Genomic DNA, 11693 nt, shown 5'->3' with positions numbered 1-11693 from the left:
TGGGCGCGGACGCAGCCGGAATCGCAGGGGCAGCCTTGGCCGCTCCACCCCGAACTCCGTACCTTTCGCTGCGAATCAGCATTGCCAGACCCTTAAGGACGCTCAAGTCTCGGCCAAAACCATTGACGGTTCGTTGCCGGGACGGCGTTCCGGGCTGTTCTAGACGAGAATTGCCGCCCGCCGCAATGCCAAAAGAGGGTCAGAAAGGGTGACCTAACGGCCGAGGAAAGTCGGCAGAACGACCCGGGAGCAGAAAACACCCTTCGGCGTTACCAGCCCATAGCTCAGCGTGATCAGCCGATGGGCGTTGAGACCGAAATCAAGTTCCGTATGCCTAAGCGCAATCTCGGATCCAATCCCAGATTGACGGTGCCCGGCTGCAAAATCGGCAAGCGCTCGGAGAACGATCTGCTGTCGACCTATTTCGACACGCGAAAACACAAGCTGAAGCGGCGCGGACTTCTGCTCCGAGTCAGGCAGGCGGACGGCAAGCACATACAAACAATCAAGCAGACGTCCGGCGCGCAGTTCGGCCGTGGCGAGTGGGAAACCGAAATAGCAGGCCGTACCCCCGATCTCGCCGAGGTGAACGGCACGCCGCTTCAGCGGTTTGCCTCGAAGAAGCTGCGCCGCAAGTTGAAGCCGATCTTCGAGACCTCGGTGCATCGCATCACCATGCCGGTCCACACCAAACGGAGCGAACTGGAACTTGCCATCGATCGCGGCAGGCTTGTCGCGGCTGGCCACACAAGCCGCATCGAGGAGGTTGAACTTGAACTGAAAAGCGGTCCACCAAGCGATCTGTTTCGCGTCGCGAAGGCGCTGGAGCGAAAGCTTGCGGCTGAGCTTTGTTTGAGGGCGAAGGCTGACGAGGGCTACGATCTCGTCGACGGCAAGCGCGCTCAAGCTGTTTTTGCCGAGCCAATCGAACTTGGGAAGCGAATGACCGTCATCGAGGGCTTTAAGGTCATCGCCCGCTCCGCGCTTCGCCATTTTTCCGGAAATGTCGACGCCGTCCGCCAGCTTGATCCGGAAGGCGTGCATCAGATGCGCGTGGGCTTGCGCCGCCTGCGTGCGGCCATCTCGCTGTTTTCGAACGCATTGCCGCAGACGAAAACCGAGGAGATCAAGACAGAGCTCAGGTGGCTGACAAACGAACTTGCTCGCGCGCGCGAACTCGATGTCTTCCTGGAGGAGAAGATTGGTCCCGTCGCCCGCGAAATCACGCCGCAACGGGGTGGCAAAGCCATCGCGAAGCAGTTTGCCGAGAAACGCGCTGAGGCGCTCGCGCAGGCCAGAAGGGCTGTCGATTTGCCGCGATGCCGCGCGCTGCTCGTCGATGTGCTCGAGTGGATCGAGGCGCAGCCCGGCCAGACGGACGTCGCCAACAGCAAACTTGGCCAGTTCGCCGCAGAGCTGCTGAATCGGCGGCTGAGAAGGGCACACAAGGACGCGGGAAAATTGCAGAAGATGACGGCACCCGAGCGGCACAAATTCCGGATCAGGATGAAGAAGCTGAGATATGCGGCCGAGTTCTTCGAAAGCCTTTTCCGCAGCAAGCGCGATCGAAAGGCGCTCGCGCGTCTATCGAAACACACGAAGAAGATCCAGGATGCTCTGGGCTCGCTCAACGACTTCATTGCGGACCGAAAGATGGCGGCAGAAGCCGCGCTCAAGGCGCCACCACAAGACCGGCGCGCCCGCGCCTATGTTTCCGGCATCATCGTTGGCCGCGAGGATGAGCAGGCAAGGCCGCTCATGCAAGCGGCTGCAAAGGAACTGCGGGCGCTTCGCCATCTGTCCGCACTTGGCTGATACTACCTCACCCGCATTCGAGCCGGCCGCAGCGCGCTGGATTCGCCGGAGCCTGCCATCGGGGTCGCAAGGCGAGACCCGGTGGCGGGAAGGACACAGAGCCTAGCGAAACCATCGCATCTCGTGAGTGAGGGACGCACCGGCGGCAGGGTTCCCTCCCCCCTTGCGGGGGAGGGTTAGGGAGAGGGGTGCCACACGACGTGCTCTCCCAGTGTGAATGCCACAACGAGCGACCGAAATTGAAAAGCCGATGTGCTCATCGACCATCTCGCCCGGGGCTTACCCCTCTCCCCAACCCTCCCCCGCAAGGGGGGAGGGAGCCTGACCAGCGTGCTCACCTCACTCGGCACCATTGGTGGGCACGGCGCAAGTGCGCCTTTGCCCACCCTACTTCGCGTTCCCCTCATTCAGCAGCGCCTCGCGCACTTTGGCGAATTCGCTGCGGTCGGTCTTGTCGACCTTTGGAAAATGCAGATCGAGTCTGTCGAGCGCGCTAACGATCGTCGAGCCGATCACCACGCGGGCGAACCATTTGTGGTCGGCGGGGACGACGATCCAGGGCGCCGCCTGCGAGGCGGTGTGGCGGATCATATCCTGGTAGGCGGCCTGGTATTTCGCCCACAGCGCGCGCTCGCCGATATCGGCCGTCGAAAACTTCCAGTTCTTGGCGGGCTCTTCCAGCCGTTCGAGGAAGCGTTCGCGCTGTTCTTCCTTCGATACATTCAGGAAAAACTTCAGGATCACGGTGCCGTTGCGCGCCAGGTAGCGCTCCATCGAAGAGATGTCTTCGAAGCGCTCCTTCCAGATGTTTTTGGTGACGAGTTGCGGCGGCAACTTCTGCCTGCCGAGAATTTCCTGGTGCACCCGCACCACCAGGCATTCTTCATAATAAGAGCGATTGAAGATACCGATCCGGCCGCGCTCCGGCAGCGCGATCATGCTGCGCCAGAGGAAATCGTGGTCGAGTTCCTTGGTCGACGGCTGCTTGAACGAAGTGACCTCGCAGCCCTGCGGGTTGACGCCCTCGAACACGCTCTTGATCGCACTGTCCTTGCCGGCGGCATCCATACCCTGGAAGATCAGCAGCAGCGACCAGCGGTCCTGGGCGTAGAGTTTTTCCTGGAAATCGTTCAGTCGCTTACGATTGGCCTCGATGATCCTGGTCGCCCCCTCCTTGTCGAGACCGCCCTTCTCATTGGTCTTGTGCGACTTGAGGTGAAATTCGCCCGAGCTGTCGTAGCGGAACGGGGCGACATAGGGTTTTAGTTCATCTGCCAGCGATGGCTGCGGCTTCTTGCTCATGTGGTCTTGGGCTTTTTCGGTTGCGCCTTCAGCTTGTCGAGGACGCTACCCAGAATGCCCTTGGGCAGGAAGATGATGAAGACCACCAGCAAAACGCCGTAGACCAGGTTGTCCCAGCCGACCGCCTTGGTACCGAAGCCGATCCGCAGCCCTTCCGCGAGCAGGATGGTGATGATGGCGCCGATCGTCGGCCCGAGCGAGACATAGAGCCCGCCGACGATGACGGCGAACACCATCTGCAGCGACACCGCAATGCCGCTAACCGTGTCCGGCGAGATGAACATCTGGTATTGGCAGTACAGCGCGCCGGCGAGCGCGGTCATCAAGGCAGAGATCAGCGTGATCTTGAGCTTTTCGGCTGTCACGTTGACACCGGCCGCAGCCGCCGCGTCCTCGTCCTCCGAGATCGCCTCCATGGCGTAGCGGCTCATGCTGCGGTCGACCCAGCGCCAGATCAGAAGGCCCACCACCCAGACGCCGAGCGCGATCAGATACCACGTCGTCTTGTCGTCGAACTGCAGCGCCAGCAGCCCCCGGCCGCTGGGCGCGCGGTTCGGCGTGTAGCCGAGCGAACCGCCGGTGTAATCACGCGTCGCGGTGATGACCTGCAGCACGATGCCGGACAGCGCCAGCGTCACCAGCACGAAATAGTGCCCGGTGATGCGGAAGCGGAAGCAGGGATAGGCGACCACCAGCGCCAGCAAGCCCGCCGCCACCATGCTGAGCGGAATGCCGATCCAGGGCGTGATGTCGAGGTGGTTCCACAACAGCGCCGTGACATAGGCGCCGACGCCCATGAAGCCGCCATGGCCCAGCGACACCAGCCCGAAGCGGCCCATGATCGACCACGAAGTGTAGGCGAACGACCAGATCAGGATCAGCACCAGGATGTGCAGGTGATAAGGCTCACGATAGACGAAGGGCAGCGCGATCAGCGCAGCTAGTCCAACGGCCCAGGCGGTGTAGCGGGAATTCACGAGCGCCTCGCCAAAAGGCCCGCGGGCCGGATGAACATCATGACGATGAAGAAGGCAAAGGCCAGCACGTAACCCCATTCGAGGTCGGAGTACAGGCCGCCCAGCGAAATGATCTGGGCGAACACGAACGCCGCAATGAAACCGCCGACGAAATTGCCGAGCCCGCCGAGCACGCAGATCAAGAACGTGATCGGCCCAAACGACAGCCCGACGAACGGATGCACGTCATACTGCAGCACCAGCAGGCAGGCGGCGAGGCCGGCGAGCGCGCCGCCGATCGCCGAGGTGATGAGATAGATACGCTTGGTATCGACCCCCATCAGCGACATGATCTGGCGGTCCTGCGCAACGGCGCGGATCGCCGTGCCGGTATAGGTGCGCTTCATGAAGAAGTAGATCGCCAGCATGCCGAGCAAGGCGGCGACGAAGGCGAGCAGCCGCGAATAGCTGAAATGCATGTCGCCGATCGCCAGCACCGGCAGGCGAATACCGAGGTTGCGGAAGTCGATGCCGAACGCGACCGTGGCGAAGCTCTGCAGGATGAACAGCACGCCGCCGGTCGCGAGCAACTGGTTGATCGGCGGCGCGGTGAGCAGCGGCGCGATGACGATGTAATGCAGGAGCGCGCCAAGGGCTGCGACCAGCAGGATCGCGATCGGCGCTGCGACCCAATACGGCAGGCCGAACACCTGGACCATGTAGTACATGCCGTACATCCCGATCATGACCAGCTCGGCGTAGCAGATCCAGGTGACGTCGATGACGCCGAAGATCAGATTGAGCCCGAGCGCCAAGAGCGCCAGCACGCCGCCGAGCAGGATGCCGTTGACCACGGCTTCCAGCAGGTAGATGTCGAAGGTCTCGAGGAATGCCTGCATGCTCACTTTGCCCTAAACGCCCAAATATGCCTGCTTGATCGTATCGGTCTTCATCATCTCTTCCGACGTGCCGGACGCTCGGATGGTGCCGGCCTCCAGCAGGTACGCGCGATCGACCACCTTCAGCACCTGCTGTACGTTCTGCTCGACGATCAGAACCGTCAGCCCGCCAGAGCGAATTCGCTTCACCAGCTCGAACACCTGCTGCACCACCACCGGCGCGAGCCCCGCCGAAGGCTCGTCGAGCAGGAGCAATTTCGGATCCGACATCAGCGCGCGGCCGATCGCGCACATCTGCTGCTCGCCGCCCGACATCGTGCCGGCCATCTGGCTGCGCCGTTCCTTCATGCGCGGGAACAGATCGAACACGAATTCGAGCCGCTCGGCATATTTGGCGCGCGCGCCGGGCATGTAGGCGCCCATCTTCAGATTGTCGTCGACGGTGAGCCGCGGAAACAGCCGGCGGTTCTCCGGCACGTGGGCAATGCCGAGATCGACGATTCGATGCGCCGGCGTCGCGACGACGTCGCGGCCTTCCATCGTGATCGAACCTTCCGTGGGGCGGATCAAGCCCGAGATCACGCGCATCAGCGTGGTCTTGCCGGCGCCGTTCGGGCCGATCACGCCGACAGCCTCGCCCGCCCTGACCTCGAGATTGATGCCGAACAATGCCTGGAAGCTGCCGTAACCCGCGTCGAGCGATCTGAGTTCGAGCATACTTACACCCCTGCCCGCCGGCGCGCTTCCGCCGCCGCAGCCTGGCTCGAATCCGCATCCGTCCCGAGATAGACCTCGATCACCCTTGGATCGCTCGCCACCGCGCTCGGCAGGCCTTCCGAAATCTTCTCGCCGTGATCGAGCACCATCACGCGGTCGACCACCCGCATCAACACGCCCATGATATGCTCGACCCAGATGATGGTGATGCCGAGCTCGTCGCGGATCTTGCGCAGCATGTCGGCGGCCTGATCCATCTCGTGCTCGTCGAGCCCGCCGAGGCTTTCGTCGGCGAGCAGAAGTTTCGGCCCGGTGGCGAGCGCCTTGGCGAGTTCGAGTTTTTTCAGGCCGGCGGCACCCAAGCCATCGACGCCGGCGTGGCGGTTGGTCGGCAGGCCGACCATGGCCAGCGCGCGTTCGGCGGCCTCGTCCGCGCGGGCGCGGCTGTGGCTGCCCTGACCGTAATAGCCTGCGAGCGCCACATTCTCGAATATCGTGAGCCGGTGAAACGGCCGTGGGATCTGGAAGGTGCGGCCAATGCCGCCGTTGATGATGCGGTGCGGCGCCTTGCCCGCGATCTCCGTTCCGTTGAACACAATCGATCCTGCCGTCGGGATCAGCGTGCCCGACAGCATGTTGAAGATCGTGCTCTTGCCGGAGCCGTTCGGCCCGATCAGGCCGAGAATCTCGCCCTGCTCGACCCGGAACGACACGTTGCTAACAGCGGTGAAGCCGCCGAAGCGTTTCACCAATCCGTCTACCGTCAGCACTCCAGAACCTCCGCTTAGCCGTTTGCCCGGCTCTTACTGGTTGCTGAACGTGGTTCCCTTCGGTAGCGGCAGCACGGCCTCGCGCTGCGCCTGGCTCTTCGGCCACACCACATACGACTTATCGTCAACATACTGGATAACAACGGGGAACGAGCGTTCGTTCTGGCCGGCCATCTGGGCGCCCTCGCCGTGGAACTTGACGCCGAAGCCCAGCATGGTGCCGCCTTCGGGAATATCGGTCTCGAGCGCGGCCTTGCGCAACGCATCGGGATCGACCCCGCCATATTTCTTGATGGCGCGCGGCAACACCTCGGTCAGGAACAGATAGGTGTTGGACGCCGCCATGCCGACATGCGCGGAGCGAATCGCGACACCCGGCTTGGCCTTGTCGAACTCCTCGCCGACCATCTTGATGACCGGCGGCAGCTTCGGATCCATCGATTTCTGGTTGGCGAGCCAGATCGAGATCGGATCGGTGTTGAAGACGTAGTTGACGTCGGAGCCCAGACCTTCCTTCAGCTTTTCGTAGACGCCATAGCCTGCGCCGTGGCCGACCAGAGCAGCGAATTTCAGGCCCTGCTCGCGCGCCTGGCGGCCGAACAAGGTGATGTCGGGGTTGTAGCCGGTGTGGAAGACCACGTCGGGCCGGGCGCGCTTCAGTTTCGTCACCAACGAAGAAAGATCCGGCGCCGTGGCGGAATAGCCTTCCTTCAACACGATGTTGAAGCCGGCCTTCTTGGCGCCGGCCTCGTTGCCCTTGGAGACGTCGACGCCGTAGGCGCCGTCCTCGTGGATGATGGCAACGCGCAGATCCTTCGGCTCCTTGCCGAGCTTGGCCTTGGAATTCTGCGCGATGAAATCCATCGTCATCAGGCCGAACTGGTCGCCGGAGGCTTGCGGCCGGAATACGTATTTGAAGTTCTTGTTGTCGAGCACGGCGGAAGAAATGCAGGTGGTGATCCACATGAACTTCTTGAGCTGCTCGACGCGCCCGGCCACCGGCACGCATTGCGCCGACGAGTAGAAGCCGAGCAGCATGTCGACCTTTTCCTGCTCGATCAGCCGCACTGCCTCGTTGATGGCGACGTCGGGCTTGCTCTGGGCGTCGGCATAAACCGCTTCGACCTTGTAACCCTCGACGCCGGTCTTGACGTACTGGTCGAGCATGATCTTGGCGCCGATATATTGCAGCTCCGAACCGCCGCCGGCGAGCGGGCCAGTCAGATCGTAGATGACGCCGATCTTGATTTTCTTTTCCTGAGCCTCGGCGGAAACCGCCATCCCCAGCACCGCGATTGCGGCAGACAGCCCGACGAGAAGGCGTGCAGTTTTGCGCCCCGGCATGGAATCCTCCCTGGATTATTTTTTGTGCACTGCATTTTCTTGTTCTTGGTTGGCGCCTATCACATTGGTAGCGCGACCAGATGTCAAGCGCATTGCGCGCGTCACGGCCGGGAAGCGAGCTGCGCCTCGATGAACGCCGTGACAAAACGCGGCATTGCCGAATTCAGATCGCGCGCGCTGCGCACGACGTGAATGGCCGACAGTTCCGGCTGACGCTGCGAGGCAAGATTGCGCTCGATCCGCTCGCGCAGCGCGTCGCCCGGCATATCGACGCGCAGAACGCGGATCATCGCGAGCGCAGGCCCGGTGTGGAAGCAATGCCAATGCGGCTCGCTGTCGTATTCGCCGGGGGCAAGGCCGGTCTCTTCCTCTAGCTCGCGCGTGACGCTGCCGGAGATATCGACCGTCCCGTCCCTGATATCGTCGAGGTCCGGCGTGCCTGACGGAAAATAGATGCGCCCGGCATTCGCCGTGTGCGGACCCATCTCGCCGAGCACAAGGGCGCCGTCGGCGCAGAGTAGCGCGCCCATGCCGAAACCGTTGAACACGCTCGCGTCGGGAAAGCCCCAGTCGCGCCAGGCCAGAAAACTGGCGAAGTCGGTTTCGAAATAGCTGGCGCTCAAACGGTCGCCGGAAAACACCGGGTTGCGCCCGAGCAGAACGCGGCCGTTCCACAGTGTAGGCCTTTCGCGCTGCTTCTCGGAAAAATGCGCATCGATGTCCGCGCGCCGCGCTTCCGCAAACGGCCACGCCCACGTTTCGACCACAAGATCGAGCGTGCTGACGCGATGAATGGCCGGAGGCCTCGTGCCACTCATAGCTTCACATCGCCCGATTTCACGTCGATCCTATCCCCTCACTTCGGATTGGCGCCCGTGGTCTTCTTGGCCTGCTCGACATATTTGTTGGTATACGTCTTGGTCACGTCGATATTGGCTTTCGCCACCTCGGGCGAGCCTTCGCTGAAGACGGCGAGCACTGCGTCGGCGCCCTTCGGGTCCATCAAACCGGTTTGCGAGTACATCGGGATCGTGTTCTTCAGCGCGGCGAGATAGAGCGCCTTGTCCTTGCCGACCATTCCCTCCGGCATCTTCGCCATGATCTCTTCCGGCGAATGCGAATGGATCCAGTTGAGCGTGTTGACGATCGCGTTGGTCAGCGCCTGCACTTCCTTCTCGTGCGAGTTGATCCAGGCCGCCGTGGTGTAGAGCGCACCGCCCGGATACTCGCCGCCGAACACGGCCAGCGTGTCCTTTTGCGTGCGGGTGTCGGCCAGTATCTTCAAATCCGGATGGCTGCCCTGCAAAACGGTGACGGAGGGATCGAGCATCACGGCGGCATCGATCTGGCCCTGCTGCATCGCCGCCACCGCGGTGGCCCCTAAGCCGACGCCGATCACCGCGGCGCTGGTCGGGTCGAGGCCGTTCTTCTTCAACAGATATTTTAAGAAGAAGTCGGTCGAGGAGCCCGGCGCGCTGACGCCGACCTTCTTGCCGGCCAGATCCTTGATCGATTTGATCTCGCTGGTGTGCGCGGGCGACACGACCAGCACCAGGCCGGGATAGCGGTCGTAGATCACGAAGGACTGCAGCTCCTGCTTCTTGGCGGCCAGGTTGACGCAATGGTCGAAATAGCCCGAGACCACGTCGGCGCTGCCGCCGAGCACGGCTTTCAGCGCGTCCGAGCCGCCCTTGAGGTCGACCAGCTCGACCGCCACGCCCGCCTTTTCATATTCGCCGAGCTGTTTGGCGAGCACGGTCGGCAGATAGCACAGGCAGGCGCCGCCGCCGATGGCGATGGTGACCTTGCTTTGCACTGCGGCAAATCCCGAGGTCAGCGTCAGTGCCAGCAGCGTAGCGGCCAGCCGGCCGAACAGTTTCTTCATGAGTTCCTCCATTCGTTGGCGGCAAGATAGAGCAGCGGCTGGGGCTTGAGAAGACGCACTTCGAACCATCTCCGTCATTGCGAGCCAACGGGTCGCGCGAATGCGCGCCCGATGACAGGCTCCGCGAAGCAATCCATGCCGCCACACGCGGAGCCATGGATTGCTTCGTCGCTACGCTCTTCGCAATGACGGTGGAGAGGCCGGAATGCTTACCCCCTGCCCTCCGCCGCCGCTGGCCGCCATACCAGAAGCCGCCGTTCGACCAGCGTCACGCCCATATCGATCAATATGACGAAAGCCGACAGCACGAACATGCCGGCGAAGACGCCGGCGACGTCGAACACGCCTTCGGCTTGCTGGATCAGGTAGCCGAGACCGGCGGCCGAGCCCAGATATTCGCCGACCACGGCGCCGACCACCGCAAAACCCACCGACGTGTGCAGCGAGGAGAACATCCACGACAGCGCCGAGGGCCAGTAGACGTGCCGCATCAACTGCCGCTCGTTCATGCCGAGCATGCGGCCATTGTCGAGCACGGTGTTCGAGACTTCCTTGACGCCCTGATAGACGTTGAAGAACACGATAAAGAACACCAGCGTAACGCCGAGCGCCACCTTGGACCAGATGCCGAGCCCCAGCCACAGCGTGAAGATCGGCGCCAGCACCACGCGCGGCAGCGCGTTGATCATTTTCACATAGGGATCGAACACCGCGGCGACGCGCGGCTGGCGCGCGAACCAGAAGCCGACCAGCACGCCACTGATTGAGCCGATCACGAAGGCGAGAATCGATTCCCACAGCGTGATGATCAGGTGCTTCCAGATCACGCCTGACGAAAACCATTTGATGATCTGGCTGCCGACATCGATCGGGTTGGAAAAGAAAAACGGCGGCAGCAGGATTTTTCCGAACACCGGCACGGTAGTCAGGAACTGCCACACCGCCAGGGCTACGACGGCGACCAGCAATTGCAACAGGAGCAGCGTCGAGCGGGACATCAGCCTGCCTCCGCACTTCGCGTGGATTGCACGTAGCCCTTCATCACTTCGTCCTTCAACACGCTCCAGATCTCCCGGTGCAGTTCGTGAAAGTCCTTCTCCATGCGGACTTCCGAAATATCGCGCGGCCGCGGCAGTTTTACCCGCCAGTCGCCGATGATGCGCGCGCTTGGCCCTGCCGACATGATCACGACGCGATCGGCCAGCGCGATCGCCTCTTCGAGATCATGGGTCACAAACAGCACCGCCTTGCGGTCGGCGTTCCATAATTCGAGCAGCAGATTACCCATGATCTGCCTTGTCTGGGCGTCGAGCGGACCGAACGGCTCATCCATCAAGAGTATCTTGGGATCGCGGATCAAAACCTGCGCGAGGCCGACGCGCTTGCGCTGGCCGCCGGACAGCATGTGCGGATAGCGGTTACCGAAGGCGCCGAGGCCGACCGATGTGAGCCAGCCTTGCGCGCGCTGCAACGCCTGCTCGCGCGGCGCGCCCTTGATCTCGAGCCCGATGGCGACGTTGTCGAGTGCGGTCTTCCAGGGAAACAGCGCATCGGCCTGGAAGAGATAGCCGGCATCGCGATTCAACCCCGTCAGCGGCTGGTCGAAGATTTTTACCGATCCCGCCGCCGGCTTCAGGAGCCCTGCCGCGACATTGAGCAGCGTCGATTTTCCGCAGCCCGTCGGGCCGACGATGGCGACAAACTCGCCATCCGCGACGGACAGATTGGCCTTCTCCACGGCTGTATAGACACGGTCGCCGGCGACGCGGAACGCCACTGTCGCATCGCCAAGCGCGACCGCCGTTGGCTGTGCGGTATCCGCCATGTTTTCTTCCCCAAAGATTTGGACGGATGCCTTAGCCGTTACAAAGGATAAGTTCAACGCGGCGCTGCAACGCGGCCGTCGAACGTGAGCAGCGCAAGCCAGATATCAGTCGCCCAGCATGCCTTCCAGAAGGGTAAAGGTTGCTGCAAACTGCAGATGTAGCCTGCGATTCGTAGATGT

10 protein-coding genes and 1 pseudogene are annotated in these 11693 nt (G+C 62.3%); 1 reads left to right on the top strand and 10 read right to left on the bottom strand.

Features of this window, described 5'->3' with window-relative positions; genetic code table 11:
• The first annotated feature begins 300 nt into the window (after positions 1-300).
• On the top strand, positions 301-1815 hold the full coding sequence (locus V1290_RS28835) for a CYTH and CHAD domain-containing protein (protein WP_334367517.1): 1515 nt from the start codon (positions 301-303) through the stop codon (positions 1813-1815).
• Between the two features lie 387 nt (positions 1816-2202).
• Here the strand turns inward: V1290_RS28835 and V1290_RS28830 are convergent, their stop codons facing one another.
• The 10 genes and pseudogenes from V1290_RS28830 to V1290_RS28785 form a co-directional block, all read right to left on the bottom strand.
• Positions 2203-3117 carry a polyphosphate kinase 2 family protein gene (locus V1290_RS28830; protein ID WP_334367516.1) on the bottom strand — a complete coding sequence of 305 codons (915 nt, stop codon included), beginning with the start codon at positions 3115-3117 and terminating at the stop codon, positions 2203-2205.
• Positions 3083-4094 (bottom strand): annotated as a pseudogene (locus V1290_RS28825) (branched-chain amino acid ABC transporter permease). Before V1290_RS28825 ends, V1290_RS28830 begins: the two are co-directional and overlap by 35 nt.
• Positions 4091-4972 (bottom strand): branched-chain amino acid ABC transporter permease, encoded by an 882-nt coding sequence (locus V1290_RS28820; protein ID WP_334367515.1) that lies wholly within the window; start codon positions 4970-4972, stop codon positions 4091-4093. The pseudogene V1290_RS28825 and the gene V1290_RS28820 overlap by 4 nt, the downstream one beginning before the upstream one ends.
• A gap of 12 nt (positions 4973-4984) precedes the next feature.
• Complete coding sequence (locus tag V1290_RS28815) at positions 4985-5689, bottom strand: ABC transporter ATP-binding protein (protein ID WP_065749526.1); 705 nt, start codon at positions 5687-5689, stop codon at positions 4985-4987.
• Positions 5690-5691: 2 nt separating this feature from the next.
• Entirely contained in the window at positions 5692-6459 is a 768-nt protein-coding gene (locus V1290_RS28810) for an ABC transporter ATP-binding protein (RefSeq protein ID WP_334367514.1), read from the bottom strand.
• A gap of 33 nt (positions 6460-6492) precedes the next feature.
• Entirely contained in the window at positions 6493-7803 is a 1311-nt protein-coding gene (locus V1290_RS28805; RefSeq protein ID WP_334367513.1) for an ABC transporter substrate-binding protein, read from the bottom strand.
• A gap of 101 nt (positions 7804-7904) precedes the next feature.
• The gene (locus tag V1290_RS28800) at positions 7905-8621 is read right to left on the bottom strand and encodes an NUDIX hydrolase (RefSeq protein WP_334367512.1); all 717 of its coding nucleotides are present in this window, start codon (positions 8619-8621) and stop codon (positions 7905-7907) included.
• A 38-nt stretch (positions 8622-8659) separates the two neighbouring features.
• Positions 8660-9688, bottom strand: coding sequence for an ABC transporter substrate-binding protein (locus V1290_RS28795; RefSeq protein WP_334367511.1), 1029 nt, complete (start codon positions 9686-9688; stop codon positions 8660-8662).
• 209 nt (positions 9689-9897) lie between these two features.
• Positions 9898-10686, bottom strand: coding sequence for an ABC transporter permease (locus tag V1290_RS28790; RefSeq protein WP_334367510.1), 789 nt, complete (start codon positions 10684-10686; stop codon positions 9898-9900).
• Positions 10686-11513 carry an ABC transporter ATP-binding protein gene (locus tag V1290_RS28785; protein WP_334367509.1) on the bottom strand — a complete coding sequence of 276 codons (828 nt, stop codon included), beginning with the start codon at positions 11511-11513 and terminating at the stop codon, positions 10686-10688. The genes V1290_RS28790 and V1290_RS28785 overlap by 1 nt, the downstream gene beginning before the upstream one ends.
• Positions 11514-11693 lie beyond the last annotated feature (180 nt).

This window comes from Bradyrhizobium sp. AZCC 1578, from assembly GCF_036924675.1.
GTDB lineage: Bacteria > Pseudomonadota > Alphaproteobacteria > Rhizobiales > Xanthobacteraceae > Bradyrhizobium.
The sequence above is the reverse complement of the archived record's forward strand: the minus strand, read 5'-3'. Positions and strand labels throughout refer to the sequence as shown.